This window comes from Microbacterium sp. bgisy189 (genome assembly GCF_057707225.1).
This window is the reverse complement of record NZ_JBYIPT010000009.1, coordinates 106592-128699: the sequence shown is the minus strand read 5'-3', so window position 1 is coordinate 128699 and position 22108 is coordinate 106592. Positions and strand designations below refer to the sequence as shown.

General features: G+C 69.3%; 21 protein-coding genes. 7 read left to right on the top strand and 14 right to left on the bottom strand.

Annotated elements, in window-relative coordinates; genetic code table 11:
- Positions 1-439: 439 nt before the first annotated feature.
- The 8 genes from AC3ENX_RS12070 to AC3ENX_RS12035 all read right to left on the bottom strand — a co-directional run bounded on the left by AC3ENX_RS12070 (position 440) and on the right by AC3ENX_RS12035 (position 5748).
- Positions 440-877: a hypothetical protein gene (locus tag AC3ENX_RS12070; protein ID WP_434812125.1), complete on the bottom strand. Its 438-nt coding sequence runs from the start codon at positions 875-877 to the stop codon at positions 440-442.
- On the bottom strand, positions 874-2400 hold the full coding sequence (locus AC3ENX_RS12065; protein ID WP_434812124.1) for a YifB family Mg chelatase-like AAA ATPase: 1527 nt from the start codon (positions 2398-2400) through the stop codon (positions 874-876). The genes AC3ENX_RS12070 and AC3ENX_RS12065 overlap by 4 nt, the downstream gene beginning before the upstream one ends.
- Positions 2397-2750, bottom strand: a complete 354-nt coding sequence (locus tag AC3ENX_RS12060) for a YraN family protein (protein WP_434812123.1) — start codon at positions 2748-2750, stop codon at positions 2397-2399. Before AC3ENX_RS12060 ends, AC3ENX_RS12065 begins: the two co-directional genes overlap by 4 nt.
- A gap of 95 nt (positions 2751-2845) precedes the next feature.
- Positions 2846-3169: a DUF2469 family protein gene (locus AC3ENX_RS12055; protein WP_434812122.1), complete on the bottom strand. Its 324-nt coding sequence runs from the start codon at positions 3167-3169 to the stop codon at positions 2846-2848.
- A gap of 42 nt (positions 3170-3211) precedes the next feature.
- A complete protein-coding gene (rnhB, locus tag AC3ENX_RS12050) occupies positions 3212-3871 on the bottom strand; it encodes a ribonuclease HII (protein WP_434812121.1) in 660 nt (219 codons plus the stop codon).
- The gene (gene lepB / locus AC3ENX_RS12045; RefSeq protein WP_434812120.1) at positions 3868-4590 is read right to left on the bottom strand and encodes a signal peptidase I; all 723 of its coding nucleotides are present in this window, start codon (positions 4588-4590) and stop codon (positions 3868-3870) included. Before lepB ends, rnhB begins: the two co-directional genes overlap by 4 nt.
- Positions 4591-4741: 151 nt before the next feature.
- Positions 4742-5089 carry a 50S ribosomal protein L19 gene (gene rplS, locus AC3ENX_RS12040; RefSeq protein WP_434812133.1) on the bottom strand — a complete coding sequence of 116 codons (348 nt, stop codon included), beginning with the start codon at positions 5087-5089 and terminating at the stop codon, positions 4742-4744.
- 161 nt (positions 5090-5250) lie between these two features.
- Positions 5251-5748, bottom strand: a complete 498-nt coding sequence (locus tag AC3ENX_RS12035) for an MFS transporter permease (protein WP_434812119.1) — start codon at positions 5746-5748, stop codon at positions 5251-5253.
- 56 nt (positions 5749-5804) lie between these two features.
- On the opposite strand from AC3ENX_RS12035, the gene map reads away from it, so the two are divergent.
- From map to AC3ENX_RS12005, 6 genes are all read left to right on the top strand, one after another.
- Positions 5805-6587, top strand: coding sequence for a type I methionyl aminopeptidase (gene map, locus AC3ENX_RS12030; protein ID WP_434812118.1), 783 nt, complete (start codon positions 5805-5807; stop codon positions 6585-6587).
- A gap of 224 nt (positions 6588-6811) precedes the next feature.
- Positions 6812-9388, top strand: a complete 2577-nt coding sequence (nirB, locus tag AC3ENX_RS12025) for a nitrite reductase large subunit NirB (protein WP_434812132.1) — start codon at positions 6812-6814, stop codon at positions 9386-9388.
- Entirely contained in the window at positions 9385-9765 is a 381-nt protein-coding gene (gene nirD / locus AC3ENX_RS12020; RefSeq protein ID WP_434812117.1) for a nitrite reductase small subunit NirD, read from the top strand. The genes nirB and nirD overlap by 4 nt, the downstream gene beginning before the upstream one ends.
- Complete coding sequence (gene cobA / locus AC3ENX_RS12015; protein ID WP_434812116.1) at positions 9762-10997, top strand: uroporphyrinogen-III C-methyltransferase; 1236 nt, start codon at positions 9762-9764, stop codon at positions 10995-10997. Before nirD ends, cobA begins: the two co-directional genes overlap by 4 nt.
- Positions 10994-12136: a uroporphyrinogen-III synthase gene (locus AC3ENX_RS12010; protein WP_434812115.1), complete on the top strand. Its 1143-nt coding sequence runs from the start codon at positions 10994-10996 to the stop codon at positions 12134-12136. The genes cobA and AC3ENX_RS12010 overlap by 4 nt, the downstream gene beginning before the upstream one ends.
- Positions 12133-12837 carry a sirohydrochlorin chelatase gene (locus AC3ENX_RS12005; protein ID WP_434812114.1) on the top strand — a complete coding sequence of 235 codons (705 nt, stop codon included), beginning with the start codon at positions 12133-12135 and terminating at the stop codon, positions 12835-12837. The genes AC3ENX_RS12010 and AC3ENX_RS12005 overlap by 4 nt, the downstream gene beginning before the upstream one ends.
- Here the strand turns inward: AC3ENX_RS12005 and trmD are convergent.
- A complete protein-coding gene (gene trmD, locus AC3ENX_RS12000) occupies positions 12792-13529 on the bottom strand; it encodes a tRNA (guanosine(37)-N1)-methyltransferase TrmD (RefSeq protein ID WP_434812113.1) in 738 nt (245 codons plus the stop codon). The genes AC3ENX_RS12005 and trmD overlap by 46 nt on opposite strands.
- 173 nt (positions 13530-13702) lie before the next feature.
- On the opposite strand from trmD, the gene AC3ENX_RS11995 reads away from it, so the two are divergent.
- A complete protein-coding gene (locus AC3ENX_RS11995) occupies positions 13703-15121 on the top strand; it encodes an MFS transporter (RefSeq protein WP_434812112.1) in 1419 nt (472 codons plus the stop codon).
- Between the two features lie 70 nt (positions 15122-15191).
- Here the strand turns inward: AC3ENX_RS11995 and AC3ENX_RS11990 are convergent, their stop codons facing one another.
- The 5 genes from AC3ENX_RS11990 to rpsP all read right to left on the bottom strand — a co-directional run bounded on the left by AC3ENX_RS11990 (position 15192) and on the right by rpsP (position 22037).
- Positions 15192-19187 carry a bifunctional nitrate reductase/sulfite reductase flavoprotein subunit alpha gene (locus AC3ENX_RS11990; RefSeq protein ID WP_434812111.1) on the bottom strand — a complete coding sequence of 1332 codons (3996 nt, stop codon included), beginning with the start codon at positions 19185-19187 and terminating at the stop codon, positions 15192-15194.
- Positions 19188-19285: 98 nt separating this feature from the next.
- Positions 19286-20707: a pyruvate kinase gene (gene pyk / locus AC3ENX_RS11985; protein WP_434812110.1), complete on the bottom strand. Its 1422-nt coding sequence runs from the start codon at positions 20705-20707 to the stop codon at positions 19286-19288.
- A gap of 58 nt (positions 20708-20765) precedes the next feature.
- Positions 20766-21374 carry a ribosome maturation factor RimM gene (rimM, locus tag AC3ENX_RS11980; protein WP_434812108.1) on the bottom strand — a complete coding sequence of 203 codons (609 nt, stop codon included), beginning with the start codon at positions 21372-21374 and terminating at the stop codon, positions 20766-20768.
- Positions 21374-21604 carry an RNA-binding protein gene (locus tag AC3ENX_RS11975; protein ID WP_434812107.1) on the bottom strand — a complete coding sequence of 77 codons (231 nt, stop codon included), beginning with the start codon at positions 21602-21604 and terminating at the stop codon, positions 21374-21376. The genes rimM and AC3ENX_RS11975 overlap by 1 nt, the downstream gene beginning before the upstream one ends.
- A gap of 4 nt (positions 21605-21608) precedes the next feature.
- Positions 21609-22037: a 30S ribosomal protein S16 gene (gene rpsP / locus AC3ENX_RS11970; RefSeq protein ID WP_434812106.1), complete on the bottom strand. Its 429-nt coding sequence runs from the start codon at positions 22035-22037 to the stop codon at positions 21609-21611.
- Between the last annotated feature and the right edge of the window lie 71 nt (positions 22038-22108).

Here is a 22108-nt window from a genome sequence, read left to right as displayed (position 1 = left end):
AAGACCGCCCCGGTGCGACACGTGGCGGCAACTCCACACTACAGATGCTCGGCTGGGCCGAGAGACACCTCATCTCGCGGCTACGCCGGACCAGATAGCGTCGCCCTCAGAAGGAACTCAATCGGATCCACGCAGGGGCCATTGCAATGAGCAAAGAGGTCTCGCCGCACGTTCAACACTGGTGACTTCCCACTTCGCACCCAGCGGTTCGCGTAGTGGTCTACGCCCAACCTTCGCGCACCGGCTTCGCCTGCGAAGCTCAGACCCGTCAGCCTAGAAAGCCCATCGGAAAAATCGTGGTCGTTCGATCCTCCTCGACTCGGCCAGCGGGAACTCCACCAGCATCGTGGACTCTTCCGTCTCGAAAACCTGCTCCGGGATCGCACACCCCTGCAAGCCGATGGAAGACGCCGCTCAACTTGGTTTGGTTACTCACGCCCTAACACGGCAATAGCGCGAGATTCAATTCCGCAGCATGCCAGTCGGTCGGCGCATTCGACTCGAGGGCTTGGGCACCGCGAACCCAGAGCGCGATCGGCGCATGCGTGCCCAGGTCGTCGACCCGCCGCGGCCACTCCGGGTCGCCGGGGACGACCAGTCTGACGCCGACACGTCGGGCATCGTCCACGGCGCGGTGGGCATCGCTCGCCCGGGGGCGCCAGCGCGCCCGTGCCCGTGAGAACGTCCGTTCGTCGAGACCCGCTACGGCGGCCGCCGCGGCATCACCGTCGGCCGCGGCCTGCCAGGCGCGTTCGGCGCCGAGCGTGGCGACCAGTGCTCCGGCGATGCCGTCACCGGGCTCCACGACGCCCGACCACAGCGCGCGTGCGTGTCGTTCTTCCGCCGCCGACCCGTGTTGCTGCGCCCCCGCACTCATGCGGCGATCCCCTTCTTGAGGAACAGCGCCCTGCCCACGTCGGCGAGCGACAACCGCTCATTGCCGGCAAGGTCCGCCACCGACCACGCGACGCGGAGCACCCGGTCGTAGCCACGAAGCGTCAGGGAGCCGCGACGCAACGCATCGTCCAACGGTCGCCGCACATCGGAGGGCGGGGCGTGCGGTCCCGTGCGCAACCAGGTGCCGGGCACGTCGACGTTGCGCTGCCAAGGCGTGCCCGCCAGCCGGACGGCTGTGCGTTCACGAGCTGCGATGACAGCCTCACGCGCCGACGCCGTCGTTCGCTCGCCGCGCCCCGATGCCGGGGCTGCGCTCACACGGCGAAGTCCCAGTTCGATGTCGATGCGATCACGCAGGGGCCCCGACAGTCGCGCCGCGTACCGCCGGATCGCCTGTGGCGGGCACTCGCACGCCGCGCCAGGGACGCCGTGGTTGCCGCATGGGCATGGATTCGTCGCGACGACCAGCTGGAACCGGGCCGGGAAGGTCGCCCGGAAGCCGGATCGGTGGATTTCAATGACACCGGACTCCAACGGCTGGCGGAGGGCGTCGAGCGCCTGCGCCGTGTACTCCCCCGCCTCATCGAGGAACAGCACACCGCCACTCGCACGTGCGATGGCTCCGGGCCGCACGGTTCGGCTGCCGCCGCCGATGAGGGCGGCCGTGCTCGTGGTGTGGTGGGGTGCTTCGAACGGTGGCTCGCGATGCAGCGTCGTCACCGAGCGCCCGGCGAGGGATCTGACGGCGGCGGCATGCAGCGCCTCGCGGTCGTCGAGCTCGGGGAGGATGCCGGTGAGTCGCCTTGCGAGCATCGTCTTGCCCGCACCCGGTGGGCCGCTCAGGAGCAGATGGTGACCGCCGGCAGCGGCGACGACGAGCGCGTCGACCGCGTCGCGCTGGCCCACGACCTCCGCCAGATCGAGCAGTGCGGACGACGTCTCATCTGCCGCGGTCGCCGCAGCGACCGGTTCGACCTCGCGCGGATCCAGCTCGAGCCCGTGGCAGCCTGCGACCTGGCGCAGACTGGCGGCCGCGACGACGTCGACCCCGTCGACGAGTCGAGCTTCGTCCCCGTTGGCCCACGGCACGACGACACGGGTGAAGCCCGCGCGCGCCGCTGCCATGACGGCGGGAAGCACGCCTGCGATCGGACGAAGCCGCCCGTCGAGCGCGAGTTCGCCGATGTGGACCGTCGTGGCGAGCGATCGTGCGTCCATTGCGTGCTGCGTCGCCAGGGCGGCGACCGCGATCGCGAGGTCGAGGCCGGAGCCGTGCTTGGGCAAGTCGGCCGGTGACAAGCTCACGGTCAGGCGCCGGCGCGGCAGGTCCAGTTCACTGTTGGCACACGCGTTCCTCACGCGCTGACGTGCCTCACCGATCGCGCGATCGGCGAGTCCGATGACTTGGAAGTCCGGCGTCTGGCTCGTGACGTCGGCCTCCACTTCGACGAGGTCGCCGACCAGTCCCGTCAGCACGACAGCCCAGGTACGCGGGAGGCTCATCGCAGGTCCCGCCAGTGCTCCAGGCCGTCGCCGGGCCCGACGACGCCGACGACGTCGACCCGCACCCGCTTCGGCAGCGGTTGGTCGGCGTGGGCGGCGCGCCACGCGTGCGCGAGGCGCCACAGCCGATCACGCTTTCGGTCGTCGATCGCGTCGAACGGATGCCCGTACCCCGTGGTGCGCCGTGTCTTGACCTCGACCACGACGAGTTCGTCACCGTCGATCGCGACGATGTCGAGCTCGCCCTGCGCGCAACGCCAGTTGCGATCGACGACTGTGAGTCCTGCATCCGCCAGGTGCAGCGCCGCGAGCTCCTCGCCGGCCCTGCCCCGCTCGTCCTTCTGTGCCATGTGGGCAAGCGTGCCCTCGCCCTGAGGACGGATGCGGGCGCGGTACGGCGAGTGTGGACAGTGCGCGAATCGCGTCGACTGTGCAGAAGCCGGCGTCAGCCGTCGAGTGAGAGCTCTTCAGGCAATTGGAAGTCGCGCCGCTGCAGTTCTTCGACGTTCACGTCCTTGAACGTGAGCACGCGAACCGACTTCACGAAGCGGTCGGCGCGGTAGATGTCCCAGACCCACACGTCGGTCATCGAGATCTCGAAGTAGAAGTCGTGCTCGGTGTCGCGGCGCACGACGTTGACGTCGTTGGCAAGGTAGAACCTGCGCTCGGTCTCGATCACGTATTGGAACTGCGAAACGACGTCCCGGTACTCCCGGTACAGGGCGAGCTCCAGCTCGCGGTCGTAATCGTCGAAGACCTCGTCATCCATGGTGACTCCATCCTAGGCGCGCGCACGACGCGCGGAGCGCCGTCAGAACAGCGTGGGGGCGTCCGCGATCGCCCACGATGCACGATGGTGCGTGCTGAGCCCGAGTTCCCGGATCGCTGCGCGGTGCTCGGGACTCGCGTAGCCCTTGTTGCGCGACCACTGGTAGGCCGGGAACTCGTCATGCAGGTCGGTCATGAAGGCGTCGCGTGCGACCTTTGCGACGACCGAGGCCGCCGCGGCACTCGCGCAGTCGCGGTCCGCCTTGACGATCGGACGGATCACCAGTCCCGCGCCACCGGCGGGGGTGATGTAGTCGTGGTTGCCGTCGAGGATGACGATCGCCTCCTCCGGCACGATGCTGCCCGCGCGCAGATCGGCGATCGCGCGCAGCGCCGCCAGGCCGAGCGCGCGCATGATGCCCACCTCGTCGACCTCGCGCGCGCTGGCCCACCCGACAGCGGACGCGTTGACCCAGGCCGCGGCGCGCGCAGCAACATCGGCACGCTTGTGCTCGGGCACGAGCTTCGAGTCGCGCAGGCCGTCCGGCACCCGCTTGCGAGCACGTGACGCGTCGACTGCGGCTGCTCCCACGGCGACCGGCCCAGCCAACGCGCCCCGGCCGACTTCATCGCACGCGATGACGACGGCGTGCTCGCGCAGCAGCCGCCGTTCGACGGTCAGGCGGGGCACCACAACGGTCATCGTGCCTCCGGCACCCCGTCGAACGTGTCGTGGTGCGCATCGATCAGACCGAATCGGCCGAGCGGCCACGTCACGAGGAAGGCGCGACCGACGACGTTCTCGACGGGCACGAACCCTTCGGACGGCTGTTCGGTGTTGTAGCGGGAGTCGCGCGATGCATCGCGGTTGTCGCCGAGCACCCAGAGGGAGTCTTCGGGAACCGTGACGTCGAACGGCACCTCCTGGGGTGCCTTCTGCCCCTCGTTCAGGTGCAGATAGGCGCTCTCGTCGAGCGGCACGTCATTGACGGTGATCTGCCCGAGCGAGTTGCAGCACACGATGTGATCGCCCTCGACGCCGATGACGCGCTTGATGAGGTGGTCCTTGCTGTCGGATGCCGACAAGCCGACCATCGACAGCACCCAGTCAGCCGCTTCGAGGAGGGCCGGCTGCGGCGCCTCGGGTGTCACGGGGAGCCATCCGCCCGGATCCCGGAAGACGACGACGTCACCGCGGCTGTATCCGCCGAATCGCGGGGTGAGTTCGTCGACGAGGATGCGGTCGTCGATCTGCAGCGTCTGCTCCATCGATCCGGACGGAATGTAGAACGAACGCACCAGGAAGGTCTTGACCAGGAACGACACCACGATCGCGATCAGCAGGATCACGAGGACGTCGCGGACCAGCGGCCAGAGGCTGCGGCGGCGGGTCCTCCGGGCGAGGGTGGAGTCGGAGCTCATGCAGGTCTTTCGTCGCGGCTCGCCGCGGATCGGGCAGCCGATATCAAGGGTCGCACATCTGCGGTCATCCGACAGCGGCGACGCACGTGTGCCGGAACGCAGCGACGCCCCGTACCGAAAGGCGGCGGGGCGTCGCTGGGAAGGGCGCGGGTCAGTGCTCGCGCTTCTCCTTGATCTTGGCCTTCTTGCCGCGCAGGTTGCGCAGGTAGTACAGCTTTGCGCGACGCACGTCACCGCGGGTGACGACCTCGATGTGGTCGATCACCGGGGAGTGCACCGGGAAGGTGCGCTCGACGCCCACCTGGAAGCTGATCTTGCGGACCGTGAAGGTCTCGCGCACACCGTCGCCCGAGCGGCCGATGACGACGCCCTGGAACACCTGGATGCGCGAGCGGTTGCCTTCGGTGATGTTGACGTGCACCTTGACGGTGTCGCCGGCGTTGAAGGCGGGGATGTCGGAGCGCAGCGATGCCGCGTCGACGGAGTCGAGGATCTGCATGATCGTCACTTCCTGCGACCGCCACAGGTCGATCGCGAGAGTCAAAGGGAAAGAGGTGTGGTGTGCCCGCGCGGTCGAAGCCGACCGCGTGCTCCCCTGAGGCAGAGTTGTTCAGGGCACAAAGAACTATTCTGCCACGTCTGACGACGGCATCCAAACCGTCACGGCGCGGTCGGGCGATCCGTCTCGTTGATGATGATCACCTGCGGGTCGGTGCGCTGCGAGGTGGGACGTTCGGCGGCCGGTATGAACAGCGTGCCATCGGCTGCGCGCTCCATCCGCGCGCCCGGGCGGGCCTCACGGAACAGCTGCCACAGCGAGACCCAGAACAAGGCGAGGAACGCCACGGTGGCCAGCGCCACGAGCCCCCAGAATCCGCCCTCGGGGTAGAAGCCGGCGGCGATCGTCAGGGCATGCCAGACCCCGAACCCGAGCATGTCCCACCACGAGACCGCGCGCGAGTGGCGGACGGTGCCGCGCGCGCGCACCAGCAGTGTGACGACGAGTTGGCCGAGGAAGACGGCGGGCATCGCGATCAGGAGCACCATCAGCAGGGCCCAGCCGCCGGCATCGAAGGAGATCCACCCGATCAGCAGCCACAGCGGCAGCACGAAGGCCGCTGGAACGAGCCAGTGGAAGAACGCTCGACGCACCCGCATGTCTTCGACTGTACGCCGGTCAGCCACAATGGAAGCTGAGGAAAGGACCACACCCCATGATCGAACTTCGCACCCCCGCCGAGATCGACGCGATGCGACCGGCCGGACGCTTCGTCGCCGAGGTGCTCGCGACGCTGCGCGAAGAGACGACCGTGGGCACGAACCTCCTCGCGATCGACCGCCGCGCACATGATCTCATCCGTCGTGCGGGGGCGACCAGTTGCTATATCGACTACCACCCTTCATTCGGCGCGAGCCCGTTCGGCAAGGTCATCTGCACCTCGATCAACGACGCCGTGCTGCACGGACTCCCGCACGACTACGCACTGCGCGACGGCGACCTCGTCTCGCTCGACTTCGCGGTGAGCGTCGACGGCTGGGTCGCCGATTCCGCCGTCTCCTTCGTCGTCGGCACGCCTCGCGACGAAGACCTCGCGGTCATCGACACGGCTGAGCGCGCGCTGGATGCCGCGATCTCGGCGGCCGTCGTCGGCAACCGCATCGGCGACATCTCGCACGCGATCGCCGAGGTCGCCCGGGCCGACGGATATCGCATCAACACGGACTTCGGCGGCCACGGGGTGGGCCGCATCATGCACGGCGACCCGCACGTGCCCAACGACGGCAAGGCGGGTCGCGGGTATCCGTTGCGCGAAGGCCTGGTCGTCGCGCTCGAGCCGTGGTTCCTGCAGACCACCGACGAGCTGATCACCGATCCCGACGGGTGGACGCTGCGTTCGGTCGATGGCTCGCGCGGCGCGCACGCGGAGCACACGGTAGCCATGACCGCCGACGGACCGATCGTGCTGACCGATCGCTCGTTCCTCGGCGTCGACTGACCTCACGCCGCCGCGGTCGACGATGTGAGGGAATCGTTCGCTGCGGGTAACGACGGCGCACCGCGCCCGGTAACACCGCGCTCCTAGCGTGACGGCATCGCCGCCGACAAGGAGACGCAATGACCGACGCAGACCGCGCGCAGTCCGTGCACGCGAATGGATCCGTCAACAGCCCGAAACACGACGCTGATCCGTCCGCAACATCCCCCGCGTACCGTGACGGCATGCACCACCCGTCGCCCGCACAGCGCATCGTCGTGGTGGGGGCCGGGATGGTCGCCCACCGCTTCGTCGAGAGCCTGCTCACCCGTACGGATGCGCAAATCGAGCTCACCGTCATCGGCGACGAGGGGCGCGCGCCGTACGACCGTGTCGGGCTGACCTCGTTCTTCACGGGCGCCTCCCCCGACGACCTCGAACTCGACCCGACCGTCTTCGCGGACGAGCGCCTGCACTTCATCCGCGGAGACGCCGTGACGCGGGTGGATCGGTCTGCGCGCACGGTCACCACCGCGAGCGGGGTCGTCGTTCCCTACGACACGCTCGTCCTCGCGACGGGGTCGTACGCGGCCAAGCTCGCCGTGGACGGATTCGAGCTCGCCGGGTGCTTCGTCTACCGCACGCTCGACGACGTCGAGCGCCTCCGGTCGTTCGTGCAGGCCCGTTCCCGCCAGCTCGGCAGGCCACTCACCGGCACGGTGATCGGCGGCGGGTTGCTCGGGCTCGAAGCAGCGGGCGCGTTGCAGGGACTGGATGTGGCGTGCACGGTCGTGCAGTCCTCCGACCGGCTCATGTCCGCCCAGCTCGACGCACCGGCCGGCGCCGCGCTTCGACGACTCATCGAACAGCGCGGCATCCGCGTGCGCACCGAATCGATCACGACACGGCTCGATCCGGACCGCTCGGGCCAGGTGGCGGGCCTCGAGTTCCGCAACGGCGAGTACGAGCAGACCGACGTCGTCGTCTTCACGGTCGGTGTCCGGCCGCGGGACGAGCTCGCCAGGGCCGCAGGGCTCGACGTGCACGCCCGCGGCGGCGTGCGCATCGACGAGCGCTGCCAGACCTCCGACCCCGCGATCCTCGCGATCGGCGAGGTCGCCAACTTCGACGACCAGTGCGTCGGGCTCGTCGCCCCCGGCTACGCGATGGCCGAAGTCGCTGCGACCGGCCTGCTCGGCGGGGATGCGACCTTCCCCGGGTACGACCTGTCGACCAAGCTCAAGCTCAACGGCGTCGACGTCGCCAGCTTCGGCGACGCGTTCGCGACGACACCCGGTGCGCTCGACGTCACCTACGCGGATCCGGTCGCCGGCGTCTACAAGAAGCTCGTGATGACCGATGACGCGAAGACGCTGCTCGGTGGCATCCTCGTCGGTGACGCGTCGGCGTACGGCTCGCTCCGCCCCTTCCTCGGGAGTGCCCTCGGCGGCGACCCGTCAGCGTACCTGTTGCCCGAAGGCGGCGGTGCGGCGCCGACGGGCGAATTGCCGGACGCTGCGCTCGTCTGCTCGTGCAACAGCGTCTCGGCCGGCACCATCCGCAGCGCGGTGCACGAGCAGGGATGCACCGACGTCACGGCCGTGAAGGCCTGCACGAAGGCGGGCGCAGCCTGCGGCTCGTGCCTCACGATGGTCAAGAAGATCGTCGGGACGGAGCTCGCCAAGACCGGCGCCGCACTCAGCAGCGCGATGTGCGAGCACTTCGACATGTCGCGTCGCCAGCTCTTCGATGCCGTCCGCGTGTCGGGGCTCACGACCTTCAGCGCCGTCATCGAGCGGTTCGGCACCGGACGCGGCTGCGATATCTGCAAGCCGGCGCTCGCCAGCATCCTGTCGACCCTCGTCGGTCGCCATGTGCTCGACGGCGAGAACGCGACCCTGCAGGACACCAACGATCACGTGATGGCGAACCTGCAGAAGGACGGCAGCTATTCGGTCGTGCCGCGCGTCCCCGGCGGTGAGATCACCCCGGAAGGCCTCATCGTCATCGGACAGATCGCGAAGGAGTTCGGCCTCTACACGAAGATCACCGGCGGCCAGCGTATCGACATGTTCGGCGCGCGCCTCGAGCAGCTGCCGCTCGTGTGGCGCAAGCTCGTCGATGCCGGATTCGAATCCGGCCACGCCTACGGCAAATCGCTGCGCACGGTGAAGTCCTGCGTCGGCTCCACCTGGTGCCGCTACGGCGTGCAGGACTCCGTCGGCATGGCCGTCGCGCTCGAACTGCGCTACCGCGGCCTCCGATCGCCCCACAAGATCAAACTCGGTGTGTCGGGCTGCGCCCGCGAATGCGCGGAGGCACGCGGCAAGGATGTCGGCGTCATCGCGACCGAGGCCGGCTGGAACATGTACGTCGGCGGCAACGGTGGCTTCACGCCGCGGCACGCCGTGCTGTTGGCAGAGGGACTGTCGGATGCCGAACTGCTCACCGCGATCGACCGCTTCTTGATGTACTACATCTTCACGGCCGACCGTCTGCAGCGCACGGCGCCGTGGTTCGAGGAGCTTGACGGCGGGATCGACGGGTTGCGCGAGGTGATCTTCGACGACAGCCTCGGCATCTGCGCCGATCTCGACGCAGCGATGGCGACGCACATCGACGCGTACGAGGACGAGTGGAAGGCGACCCTCGAAGACCCCGACAAGCTCCGTCGCTTCGCGTCGTTCGTCAACGCCCCCGAAACCGCTGACCCGTCCCTCGCCTACACCGCCGAGCGGGGGCAGCCCCGCCCCGCGACACCGGAGGAGCGCACATCTGGTGCGACCCTCATCGCCGGAACGACCCTGGAGGTGCGCCGATGACGCTCATCGAACAGACCCCTGCCCGCGCTGATCTGCCGTCGTGGGTTCGGGTGTGCGCGCTCGGTGATCTCGAGACCGAACGCGGCCGCGCAGCCCTCATCGGCTCGACGCAACTCGCGCTGTTCCGCACCTACGCGGGCACGGTTCACGCGGTCTCGAACCTCGACCCGTACAGCGGCGCGCACGTGATCTCGCGCGGCATCGTCGGTACCCGACAGGATTCCCCGACCGTCGCCTCTCCCATGTACAAGCAGTCGTGGGACCTGCGAACGGGCATGTGCGTCGACCCGCAGGGCAAGGACCCGATCGACCTCGAGACCTGGCCCGTCGCGGTCACCGACGGCGATGTGTTCGTCAAGATCGGCACCCGCGCATGACGACGATGCTGGGGGTCTCGCTGGAGGGCCGCGACGTGCTGATGGTGGGCGGCGGAGATGTCACCGCCCGTCGACTCGAACGGCTGCTCGCGGAAGGCGCGCGTGTGCGCATCGTCGCCCCGGCCCTCAGCGCACGAACTGCCGAGCTGGTCGCCCAGAGCACGGCGACATGGGTGCAGCGCGCCGTGCAGGACGCCGATCTGGATGGCGTCTGGCTCGTCCACACCGCCACCGGTGATGCGGAGCGCGATCTCCAGGTCGCCGCCGTCTGCGAATCACGACGCATCCTCTGTGTCAACGCGTCGGACGGCGCGCACGGAACCGCGCGCATCGCCGCCGAGACGCGTGCAGGCGACGTGATCGTGGGCGTCGTCTCGGATGCCGGTGTCGACCCGCGCCGGGCAGGCCGACTGCGCGACGCGATCGCCGCGCAGGTGCGGGAGGGGCGTCTGCCACTGCGCCGGCGACGTTCCACCGCCGTCGGATCGGTCGCACTCGTCGGCGGGGGCCCCGGACCGACGGATCTGATCACCGTGCGCGGTCGGCGTCTGCTGGCCGAAGCCGACGTCGTTGTCGCAGACAGACTCGGCCCCGTCGACGTGTTGGCCGAACTCGATCCCGATGTCGAGGTCATCGACGTGGGCAAGCGTCCCGGGCACCACCCCGTGCCGCAGGAGGAGATCAATGCGCTCCTCGTGGCGCATGCACGTCGCGGGCTGCGCGTCGTACGACTCAAGGGCGGCGACCCGTTCGTCTTCGGTCGCGGCGGCGAGGAGGTCGCTGCCTGCACGGCAGCCGGCGTACCCGTCGATGTCGTGCCAGGACTGACGTCGGTGGTCTCCGTGCCGCAGGCTGCCGGCATCCCCGTGACGCATCGCGGGACCGCCGCCTCCCTGCATGTCGTGAACGGGCAGGGCACCATCACCGCAGCGACCCGCGCGGCGATGGCGGACGGCGAGACGACCACGGTCATCCTCATGGGCGTCGCGGCGCTCCCCCGGCTGGTGGAGGCTGCCCGCGCAGCGGGCGCACCCGCAGACCGCCCGGTCGCGATCGTGCAGGAGGGGCACACCGACCGGCAGCGTACGCTCCGGTCGACACTCGACGAGGTCGTCGACGACGCTCGGCGGGCGGGCGTGTCGAACCCGGCCGTCATCGTCTTCGGCGACGTGGCCCGCGCCGGGCTGCTGCTGCACCCCGAACAACAGGCTGCTGGAGTGCCGAGCCCGTGACCGAACGCACCACCCTCTCGGCCGCACTCGCCGGCTGCAACATCGTCATCGCCGTCGACCGCCGCGCCGGTGAGCTCTCCGCGGCGCTCGAACGCCACGGTGCCGCCGTGACCCAGGCGCCGGCGCTCACGATCGTGCCCCACGTCGACGACGAATCGCTCATCGAGGTGACCCGAGCCTTGATCGCCGCGCCGCCGGAGGTCGTCGTGGCGACCACCGGGGTCGGCTTCCGCGGGTGGATGGAAGCGGCCGATGAAGCGGGACTCGCCGACGAACTTCACGCCGCGTTGCGATGTGCCCAGTTCGTCGCCCGCGGACCGAAGGCCCGCGGTGCCATCCAGCAGGCCGGCTTCACCGCCGATTGGGTCGCCGAATCCGAGACCGCGCACGAGCTCGGCGAGTTCTTGATCGCCCAGGGGGTCGCGGGACGCCGCGTGGCGGTGCAGCACCACGGCTCCGGCGCCGACGGCCTCGACGAACTGTTTCACCGCCACGGCGCGGACGTCGTCTCCCTCACGGTGTACCGCTGGGGACCGCCGCCGGACGCCGGGGTCGTCGCCCGCTCTGTCGCGAGCTGTGCTGGCGGCGAGGTGGATGCCGTCCTGTTCACGTCTGCGCCGGGAGCGTCAGAGTGGCTGTCCGCCGCCCGCGAGACCGGCGCGCTGCACGACATCCTGGACCGCGTCGACCAGGGGCGTCTCCTGTTCGCCGCCGTCGGTCCGGTCACAGCGCGCCCCCTTCGCGCGGTCGGGATCGCGCCGCTCATGCCTGATCGCGGCCGGCTCGGCGCGCTTGTGCGAGCCGTCGTCACGCACTTCGGTAGCGGACACGCCCGATCACTGTCGACGACGCAGGGAGAGCTCGAATTGCGCAGCTGCGGCGCGGTGCTCGATGGGGAGTACCTGCCGTTGAGCCGCAGCGGTGCCGATCTGCTGGCGGGCCTGTTCGCCGCGGGCGGCGGTGTCGTCTCCCGTGCCGCGCTCCAAGACCTGCTGCCCGGCACGAGCCAGAACACGCACGCCACCGAAATGGCGATCGCACGGTTGCGCGAGGCACTCGGTGCCCCCGATCTGATCAAGACCGTCGTCAAACGCGGGTACCGTCTCGATGTGCTCGATCCGGCGGAGGCGACGGCATGACCCCGACGCTCATCGCGTGCTCGCACGGCACCCGCTCGCCCTCAGGGCAGGTGGCCATCCGCGCACTCATCGACCAGGTGCGCACCCTGCTTCCCCACGTTCGTGTGCTCGAAGCGTTCGTCGACGTGCAGGAACCCGCCGTCGCCGACGTCGTCGCGGACGCCGTCGCCGAGGGCCCCGTCGTCGTGGTGCCGGTGCTGTTGTCGACGGGGTTCCACACGAAGGTCGACATTGCCGAAGCGGTCGCGCCGTACGGTGATCGCGCGGTGGCCGCGGCCCCGCTCGGTCCGCACGATCTGCTTGCGCTGACGCTGGAGTCGCGCCTCGAGGAGGTGCGCCTCGCGGCCGACGACATCCTCATTCTCGCCGCGGCCGGATCGACTGATCCGGCGGCCGCGGACGCCGTGCGGATCGTGGCCGGCCGCCTCGGCACCTGCTTGCATCGACCGGTGACGGTCGCGTTCGCCGCCGGTGCGCAGCCGAGGATCGGCGACGCGGTGGCCGCAGCCCGCGCCGACGGCGCCGAACGCGTCGTCGTGGCCAGCTACGTCTTGGCGCCCGGGTATTTCGCCGACGTCGTGTCGGGGGCCGGAGCGGACGTCGTCACCGCGCCGCTCGCCCCGGATGTGCGAGTCGCGGGCGTCATCGCCGAACGCTATTCGGAAGCGGTCGCACGGGTGGCGGCACCGTCGGCGGCGTGAGTGCCGTCGGCGTCGTCCGCCAGCAGATCGGGGCGCAGGCGACGGGTGCGCTCGAGCGATTGCTCATGCCGCCATGTCGCGATCGCGCCGTGATTGCCGCTGAGCAGCACGGCGGGCACGGCGCGCTCCCGCCACACGGCGGGCTTCGTGTAGCTGGGGTATTCGAGCAAGCCGGATTCGTGGGACTCCTCGACCAGGCTGTGCGGGTTGCCGACCATGCCTGGAAGCAGCCTGCCGACGGCCTCGATGACGGCCATCGCGGCGACCTCGCCGCCATTGAGAACGTAGTCCCCCAGGCTCACCAGCCGCACCCGACCGCGCTCGGCGTAGTGGTCGACGACCCGCTGATCGATCCCCTCGTAGCGCCCGCAGGCGAACACGAGATGGGACTCGGTCGCCAGCTCGCGCGCCATCCGCTGCGTGAACTGCTCCCCCGCGGGCGAGGGCACCAGCAGCACGGTGTCTTCGGAGAGGATGCCGTCGAGCGTCTCACCCCACGGCTCAGGCTTCATCACCATGCCGGCGCCGCCTCCGTAGGGCGTGTCGTCGACGGTGCGATGGCGGTCGTGGGCGGCGTCGCGCAGATCGTGCACCCGCACATCGAGAATCCCGCGCTCACGCGCCTTGCCGACCAGCGAGACATCGAGCACATCGAAGAACGCGGGAAAGATCGTCACGATGTCGATGCGCATGGTTTCGAGTGTAGGCGGGCCGCGTGTTTCGACCGTGTGACGCCGCACTCACCGGGAGCGGCGCAACCGGGTGACGCGAAAGTGACGCGGTGGAAACCGTCGCGGCCGGTCGCGCGAAACACGCGATCCCTAACCTCACTCGTGTACCCGTCGGACGACCCTGAGGACTCGCCATGACCACCTCTGCACCATCGCCGCGCGCCACCCCCGAATCCGCAGCCACCGTCGACGCGACTGAGGAGGTGACACTCACCCACCGCCCTGGTCGCTGGATCGACGGATGGAACCCCGAGAACGCCGGCTTCTGGGCGCGGGAGGGCCGCGGCATCGCTCGCCGCAACCTCGGCTGGTCGATCTTCGCCGAGTTCCTCGGCTTCATCGTCTGGCAGTTGTGGAGCATCGTCGTCGTGATGCTGCCGAACGCCGGCTTCACCCTTTCGACGTCTGAGTCGTTCTGGCTCATCTCGCTGCCGAGCCTCGTGGGCGCCACGCTGCGCTTCCCGTACACGTTCGCCGTGGCGACGTTCGGTGGGCGCAACTGGACCATCGTGTCGGCCGCTCTCCTGCTCATCCCGACGACGCTCCTCGGCTTCGTCGTGCAGAACCCCGAGACGCCGTTCTGGGTGCTGCTCACCGTCGCGGCCCTCGGCGGCGTGGGCGGCGGCAACTTCGCGAGCTCCATGGCCAACATCACCTACTTCTTCCCGCAGAAGGAGAAGGGTTGGGCGCTCGGCCTGAACGCGGCCGGCGGCAACATCGGCACGTCGGTCGCGCAGTTCCTCGTGCCCATCGCGGTGAGCATCACCGCCGGCATGACCTTCAGCATTTCCCTCGCCGGCTGGATGTGGATCCCGCTGATCCTGCTCGCCATGTGGGGGGCGTACCGCTACATGGACAACCTGTCGTCGGCCAAGGCGGACTTCGCCGGGTCGGCTGCGGCGCTCCGCGAACCGCACCTGTGGGTGCTCGCCCTGCTGTACATCGGCACGTTCGGTTCGTTCATCGGTTTCGCGAGCGTCTTCCCGAAGCTGATCGCCGACCAGTTCCCCGAGTTCTCGACCCTGCAGGTGGGTACCGCGGCTGTGTCGCTGGCGTTCCTCGGTGCGCTCGTCGGTTCGGTCGCCCGGCCCTACGGCGGCAAGCTCGCTGACCGCTTCGGTGGAGCGCGCATGACGGTGGCTGCGTTCGCGGTCATGGCCGCCGGTGCGCTGGCGCTGCCGCTGACGCTGCCGCTCGGCAACTTCTGGGTCTTCCTCGTCTGCTTCCTCGTGTTGTTCACCGCGACCGGCGTCGGCAACGGCTCGACCTACCGCATGATCCCGAACGTGTTCCACGCGCGCGCGCTCGCATCGCCGGATGCCGGTGACTTCACCGCATCGAAGCGCAAGGCGGCCGCAGCCCTGGGCCTGATCTCGGCGATCGGTGCGTACGGCGGCTTCCTCATCCCGCAGGTGCTCAACGCATCGCAGGCCGCAACAGGCGGCTACAGCGCCGCGTTCTACGGCTTCGTCGGGGCGTACCTCGTGCTGCTGCTCGTGACCCTGCTCGTGTATGTCGTCCCCCGTCGTTCCCTCGCGGGTGAACGCATCTGACCATCACCCTGCACACGATAGGGCCGCTCCTGACGGGGCGGCCCTTTCGCCGTAGGACCTGCTGACCTCGTCAGTACACGTCGCGGACGTAGCGCCCGGTGGCGACGAGCTGCGCCTTGTATTCGGCCGCGGCATCCTCACCCATCCCGCCGTGGCGGTGGATGAGTGCCGTCAAAGTCGCATCGACGTCGGCGGCCATGCGTGACGCGTCACCGCACACGTACACGTGCGCGCCGGCTTCGAGCCAGCGCCACAGTTCGGCGCCGTGCTCGACCATGCGGTCCTGTACGTAGATCTTCTGTCGCTGGTCGCGGGAGAAGGCGGTGTCCAGGCGCGTCAGGAAGCCGTCCGCGTGGAGGTCCAGCAGTTCGTCTCGGTAATAGAAGTCGCTCGCAGCGTGCTGTTCGCCGAAGAACAGCCAGTTCCGCCCGCGGTGACCGTCTGCGCGTCGGTCGTGGAGGAACCCGCGGAAGGGCGCGACGCCCGTGCCGGGACCGATCATGATCATCGGCGCGTCCGCGTCCTCGGGGGGACGGAACTGGGGCGAACGCTGCAGGAAGACAGGCACACGTGCTGCGGAGTCGGCATCGGCGAGCATCGAGGAGGCGACCCCGCCCCGACGGATGCCGCGATCGGTGAGGAAGCGGACGACCGCGACCGTGAGTTGGATCTCGTGCGGGCTCGTCTTCGGGCTCGACGAGATCGAGTACTGACGCGGCTGCAGGCGACCGAGCACGTCGGCCCACTCCTGCGCGGTCGCCTCGATCGGAAACTCCCGCAGCAAGTCGATGGCCTGGGTCGCCCACAGGTGCTGTTCCAGTCGCGCCGCGTTCTCACGACGTCGCAGCATCGCGAGCGTCGAGTCGCTGCTGCGCTCCCCCACGAAGTCGACGAACGAGGACGCGGTTCGCGTGATGTCGAGCGAGGTGGTGAGCGCGTCGTCGAGGAATTGCTCGCGTCCGTCGATGTCGACGATCGCGTCTGCCGGCAAACCCGTCACCTCGAGGAACTCCTCGACGAGTGCGGGTGGGTTCGCGCAGACCACGCCGAGGCTGTCACCGGCGGCGTAGGAGACACCCAGGCGCGCGACGTCGAACCCGAACTGACGCACCTCCTTGGCCGATCCCGCACCGCTCAGCAGCACGTTGCGCACGAGTGGGACGGCGACCGGGTTGGCGCGGGTGAACATGCGACGCACGGCCGGGGGTTCCGGCGCCGCGGGCGCCGATCCCGTCAAGGTCGCGACCATCGACCTGGACCAGGTCGCGGCGGCATCCTCGTAGTCCGGGTCGCTCTCCACGCGCGCCCAGAGCGGCGAGGCACCGAGTGCTGCCAGCCTCGCGTCGAGGCCTCGCCCGTAGCCGCAGTAGTCGTCGTAGCTCGGATCGCCGAGCGCGAAGACCGCGTACTCGAGGCCGTCGAGCGCAGGAGCGTCGTCCCCGCTGAGGCCCGCCCAGAACCCCGCCGCGTTGTCGGGCGGTCCTCCGTCACCGAAGGTCGACGTGACAACCAGCAGTCGGGGGATCTCGCGAAGATCCGAGGGGCTCAGCTCGGCCATGCTCGTCGTGCGCGCCGCGATCCCCGCCTGCTGCAACGCCTGGGCGCACTGCCGGGCGACCGCCTCAGCGTTGCCCGTCTGCGACCCCCACGCGATCGTCACGGCTGCGCCGTCGTCGGCGGACGGCGCCGCGCGGTCCGCGTACCTGCCGGCGAGCAGTCCATCGAACCACGCGCGCGCGATCGGATCCAGTGGCGCCGTCGAGGGGACGACGGGCACCCCGGTGCGCGGTGTCGCCTCGATCGCCGTCAGGAAGCCTGAGACGTATGCGGCCTCGGTCGGTCCCAGCGTCGGCGGGCCCGGGAGCGCCAGCCCCTGCACGGGTGCCGCTTCGACGGCCGCAGCGACACGACGCAGCGAGACCGCGGCGAACTTGAACTCGGGTTGCAGCGACGCGGCATCGACGGCATCGCTGGTGACGGCGTTGACCGTGAGATGCTCACCCTGCTCGTCGTTCCAGTGGAACGGGGCGAAGCAGTTGCCCGGTCGCACACGGTCGGTCACGACGGCGGGAAGGACGGCGCTCCCCCGGCGCGATGCGACCTCGACGCGATCGCCGGGCCCGATGCCGAACGCAGCGGCATCCGTGGGATGGATCTCGACGAATGGGTCGGGATTGAGTCGCACCAGTTTGTCGACCTTGCCGGTCTTCGTCATCGTGTGCCACTGGTGCTGCAGGCGACCGGTGTTCAGCACCCAGGGGTAGTCATCGTCTGGCAGTTCAGCCGGCCCGACGTGCGGCCGCGCGTGAAACTGCGCGCGCCGGCTCGGCGTGGGGAACGCGAGCGCGGGCTGTGCACCGTCGTCGTCGACGTGCAGGTGCTGGCTCACCCCGTCGTTGACGTACCTGATCGGATGCCGGTCGTCCGTATCGCCGGCGGGCGCCGGCCACTGGACGGGTCCGCGTCGGAGGCGGTCGTAGTCGATGCCCCGGATGTCCCAGCCCGTGCGCGGGTTCCAGAAGGTGCGGATCTCATCGAACACCTCGGACGCGTCGGCATAGTCGAAGCCCTCATACCCGAGCGCCTGCGCGACGTGGCAGATCAGCATCCAGTCGGGCAGCGCCTCGCCCGGTGCGGGTGCGGCGTGCTGGACGAGGGAGAGGGTGCGGTCGCTGCCGATCATGACGCCTTCGGACTCGACCCACAGTGTCGCCGGCAGCAGCACGTCGGCGTACGCGGCGGTCGCCGTATCGGCGAACACGTCCTGCACGATGACGAGGTCGGCCGCCTCCAGCCCCTCGATCACCGTGCGACGGTTCGCGACCGATGCGACCGGGTTGGTGCAGATGATCCACGCGGCCTTGATATCGCCGTCCGCCATCGCGTGGAACATGTCGATCGTGCCGCTGCCGGCATCGGTTCGCAGCGAACCGGGTTCCATGTTCCAGGCGGCCTCGACGAACGCGCGGTCGGCCGGATCGGCGGCCACGCGCTGGCCCGGCAGCCCCGGCCCCATGTAGCCCATCTCCCGCCCGCCCATCGCGTTCGGCTGCCCGGTCAGGGAGAACGGGCCGCTGCCGGTGCGGCAGATGGCTCCTGTCGCGAGGTGCAGGTTGCAGATCGCATTCGTGTTCCACGTGCCCTGCGTTGACTGGTTCAGGCCCATCGTCCACAGGGTCATCCACTCGCCGGCCTCGGCGATCCACGCAGCTGCCGTCCGGAGGTCTTGGACCGCCAGTCCGGTGATCTCGGCCACCCGCTCGGGCGGATAGTCGGCGAGCATGTCGACGACGGCATCCCATCCGTCGGTGTGGGCGGCGATGAACGCTTCGTCGATCGCGCCCGCATCAACGAGCAGACGCAGCAGGCCGTTCAGGAGTGCGAGATCGGTGCCGGGCGCGATGGCGAGGTGCAGGTCGGCGCGGGCGGCGGTCTCGGTACGCCGGGGGTCGACGACGATCATGCGTGCACCGCGCTTGAGGCGGTCGGCCATGCGCAGGAACACGATCGGATGGCAGTCGGCGGTGTTCGAACCGATGACGAAGAAGAGATCGGCATGGTCGATGTCTTCGTAGGAGCCGGGCGGGCCATCGGCGCCGAGCGATTGCTTATAGCCGGTGCCCGCAGACGCCATGCACAACCGGGAGTTCGACTCGATGTGCGGGCTGCGCAGCCGCCCCTTCACGAGTTTGTTGGACAGGTACTGCGCCTCGAGCGACATCTGCCCCGAGACGTAGACGGCCACGGCATCCGGTCCGTGCTCCGCAATGACCGCCTGCAATCCGCTCGCCGCGCGCTCGATCGCCTCGTCGAGTGCGATCTCGATCGCTGCCTCGCCGCGCTGCGGGCGTACGCGCGCGCGGGTGAGGCGACCCGGAGCCGCCATGAGGTCGACGTGGGTGGCGCCCTTGGTGCACAGTCGGCCCGCGTTCGTCGGGTGCTCACGATCGCCGACGGCCTTGACGACGCCGTCCGCGCCGCCGGTCACGGTGATGCCGCAGCCCACACCGCAGTACGAGCAGACCGTACGCAACGTCTGCGCGGGAGCCTGCGCGCCAACCGTCATGCACCGATGATCGCCGAGGCATGTTCCGGCAGGACGCCCACCGTGTTACACGGGGATCACACCGTTCTCACCCGACCGAGCGTGCGCTGGTGAGTCCGCTACGAGCCGTCGTCGGCGCCGACCGTGTGCACCCGCACGTTGTTGGTCGACCCGGCGATCCCGGGAGGCGCTCCTGCCGTGACGACGACCTTGTCGCCCTTCGCAGCACGCCCGTCGGCCAGCAGCACGTCATCGATGATGCGCATGATCTCGTCGGTGTTGCGGGCCCTGGGCACGAGAAAGGTCTCGACCCCCCAGAACACGGCGGATCGTTGACGGGTGTCGGGCGAATCGGTGAACGCCAAAATCGGCAGCGGCAGTCGCAGCCGCGCCATACGCCGCGCAGAGTCGCCCGACTGGCTGAACACGCAGACGTACCGCGCCTGCACGAATTCGCCGATCGCGGCTGCGGCGAACGTGAGTGCCCCGGCCTGCGTGTGCGGCGTGGTGCCGAGCGGCGGGATCCGATCGATGCCGTGCTCCTCGGTGGATGCCACGATGCGGGCCATCGTCTCGACCGCGACGACCGGGTAGGCGCCGACGCTCGTCTCACCCGAGAGCATCACCGCGTCGGCGCCGTCGAGCACCGCATTGGCGACATCGCTCGTCTCGGCGCGGGTCGGCACCGGATTGACCGTCATCGACTCGAGCATCTGCGTCGCCACGATGACCGGCTTCGCCCACCGTCGCGCGGCATCGATCGCCTGCTTCTGGACAAGCGGAATGTCTTCGAGCGGCAACTCGACACCGAGATCCCCGCGCGCGACCATCACCCCGTCGAAGGCATCGATGATCTCCTGCAGGTGCGCGACCGCTTCGGGCTTCTCGATCTTCGCGATCAGCGGCACCCTGCGGTCCTCCTCCGCCATGATCACGCGCGCCCGATGGGCATCGGCGGGCGAGCGGACGAACGAGAGGGCGACGAGGTCGACGCCGAGCCGCAGTGCCCAGCGCAGGTCGGCCTCGTCCTTGTCGGTGAGCGCGGGCGCACTGACAGCCACACCGGGCAGGTTGATGCCCTTGTTGTCCGAGACCGTCCCGCCCACCTCGACCTCGCACGCGACGCGTACCCCGTCGCTCGAAAGCACCCGCAACCGCACCTTGCCGTCGTCGATCAGCAGCGGGTCGCCGACCTGGACGTCGCGAGCGAGCGCTGCGTACGTCGTCGACACGGTGTCGGCCGTGCCGGCCACGGCCTCGGTCGTGATCGTGACACGGTCGCCGACCGACCACACATGTGGACCATCGGTGAATCTGCCGAGTCTGATCTTCGGGCCCTGGAGGTCTGCGAGGACGCCGACGGCACGCCCCGACTGCGCTGCCGCGCGTCGGACGTTCGCGTAGGCCCGTTCGTGGTCGGCATGGTCGCCGTGGCTGCAGTTGAGCCTCGCGACATCGACGCCCGCGGTCACAAGCTGCTCGATGACCTTGTACGACACGGTCGCCGGGCCGAGGGTCGCGACGATCTTCGCTCTGCGCACGCGGGACTCCTTCTCCGTCGACGCAAGTATGCCGTGTGGATCCGCGGAGGTGAAGGTGTCAGTCGGCGGCGGGTGCCTCGTCGACCGCGTCGGCGGCCGTGACTGGTTCGTCGACCGGCAGGTCTTCGAACAGGCCGGCAGGCGGTGTCACGGTGATGCGCCCTGCTGCCATGTCGACGTCGGGGACGATGGCCTTGACGAACGGGACGAGCACCTCACGGTCCTCCCCGGTCGGCCGGACGATGAGCAGGTCCTGGGCCGGAAGGTGATCGACGCGCGCGACGGTGCCGACGACCGATCCGTCGCGGACGACGGACAGACCGACGAGCTGGTGGTCGTACCACGCATCCTCTTCGACGGGCGCCGAATCCGCGTCGTTGTCGATCCAGAGGATGGCGCGAACGATCGACTCGGCCGCGTCACGGTCCTCGATGTCGTCGAGGAAGACGACGGGGTGCGAGTTCATCCATCGGAACTCTCGCACGGTGACGGTCTTGCCGTGCCACGGCGAAGAGACCGGCACCTGCAGGGTGAAGACCGCACCGGGGGTGAATCGCCCGTCGGGGTCGTCGGTGTACAACTCGAGCTTGAGGGCGCCCTTGAGCCCGTGCGCCTTGACGAGGCGTCCGACACGCAGCTGCGTGCGGGCGGGTCCTTCCGAACCCATCAGTCGTCCGCGACGTCGACGCGGACCCGCGAACCGTCGGCAAGTGCGCCGATGACGGTGCGCAGGGCCTTGGCGGTGCGTCCGCCGCGCCCGATCACGCGTCCGCGGTCGTCGGGGTGCACACGCACCTCGAGCACCTCGCCGCGCGGCGACGAGGAAGAACGGACGGTGACGTCGTCCGGGTGATCGACGATCCCCTTCACGACATGTTCGAGCGCGGCGGCCAGCACCGGATTACTCTGCCGCGGTCTCGTCGGCCGCGTCGGCCTCGGCGGCGGGAGCCTCGTCGGCGACGGGCTCTTCGGCCTTCTTCTCGGCCTTGGGCTTGATGACCGACTTCTTGGCGGTGTCGGCCACGAACTCGCCCTTGCTTTCGGCCGTCTTCACGGTCGAGACGGCGTTCTTGTCGCCCTTGAACTTGCCCCAGTCGCCGGTGAGCTTGAGGATGGCGGCAACCTGCTCGGTGGGCTGCGCGCCGACCGACAGCCAGTACTGCGCGCGCTCCGAGTCGACCTCGATGAACGAGGGCTCCTCAGTCGGGTGGTACTTGCCGATCTCCTCGATGACGCGGCCGTCGCGCTTGGTGCGCGAGTCGGCGACGACGATGCGGTAGTACGGCGCGCGGATTTTTCCGAGGCGCTTGAGACGAATCTTGACAGCCACAATTCTCCTGAATGGTGTGATGTGAGGTTTGAACGTCGCCAAGAGCGTGGGGTGCACACCCGGCGGAAGCT

What these genes read in the sequence shown, in the direction of transcription:
- map (WP_434812118.1), top strand. Translation starts at nt 5,805, where the DNA reads ATGATCGAACTTCGCACCCCCGCCGAGATCGACGCGATGCGACCGGCC.
- AC3ENX_RS11990 (WP_434812111.1), bottom strand. Translation starts at nt 19,187, where the DNA reads ATGACGGTTGGCGCGCAGGCTCCCGCGCAGACGTTGCGTACGGTCTGC.
- nirD (WP_434812117.1), top strand. Translation starts at nt 9,385, where the DNA reads ATGACGCTCATCGAACAGACCCCTGCCCGCGCTGATCTGCCGTCGTGG.
- AC3ENX_RS12070 (WP_434812125.1), bottom strand. Translation starts at nt 877, where the DNA reads ATGAGTGCGGGGGCGCAGCAACACGGGTCGGCGGCGGAAGAACGACAC.
- rnhB (WP_434812121.1), bottom strand. Translation starts at nt 3,871, where the DNA reads ATGACCGTTGTGGTGCCCCGCCTGACCGTCGAACGGCGGCTGCTGCGC.
- AC3ENX_RS12055 (WP_434812122.1), bottom strand. Translation starts at nt 3,169, where the DNA reads ATGGATGACGAGGTCTTCGACGATTACGACCGCGAGCTGGAGCTCGCC.
- AC3ENX_RS12060 (WP_434812123.1), bottom strand. Translation starts at nt 2,750, where the DNA reads ATGGCACAGAAGGACGAGCGGGGCAGGGCCGGCGAGGAGCTCGCGGCG.
- cobA (WP_434812116.1), top strand. Translation starts at nt 9,762, where the DNA reads ATGACGACGATGCTGGGGGTCTCGCTGGAGGGCCGCGACGTGCTGATG.
- AC3ENX_RS11995 (WP_434812112.1), top strand. Translation starts at nt 13,703, where the DNA reads ATGACCACCTCTGCACCATCGCCGCGCGCCACCCCCGAATCCGCAGCC.
- rimM (WP_434812108.1), bottom strand. Translation starts at nt 21,374, where the DNA reads ATGGGTTCGGAAGGACCCGCCCGCACGCAGCTGCGTGTCGGACGCCTC.
- trmD (WP_434812113.1), bottom strand. Translation starts at nt 13,529, where the DNA reads ATGCGCATCGACATCGTGACGATCTTTCCCGCGTTCTTCGATGTGCTC.
- lepB (WP_434812120.1), bottom strand. Translation starts at nt 4,590, where the DNA reads ATGAGCTCCGACTCCACCCTCGCCCGGAGGACCCGCCGCCGCAGCCTC.
- nirB (WP_434812132.1), top strand. Translation starts at nt 6,812, where the DNA reads ATGCACCACCCGTCGCCCGCACAGCGCATCGTCGTGGTGGGGGCCGGG.
- AC3ENX_RS12065 (WP_434812124.1), bottom strand. Translation starts at nt 2,400, where the DNA reads ATGAGCCTCCCGCGTACCTGGGCTGTCGTGCTGACGGGACTGGTCGGC.
- AC3ENX_RS12035 (WP_434812119.1), bottom strand. Translation starts at nt 5,748, where the DNA reads ATGCGGGTGCGTCGAGCGTTCTTCCACTGGCTCGTTCCAGCGGCCTTC.
- AC3ENX_RS12005 (WP_434812114.1), top strand. Translation starts at nt 12,133, where the DNA reads ATGACCCCGACGCTCATCGCGTGCTCGCACGGCACCCGCTCGCCCTCA.
- rplS (WP_434812133.1), bottom strand. Translation starts at nt 5,089, where the DNA reads ATGCAGATCCTCGACTCCGTCGACGCGGCATCGCTGCGCTCCGACATC.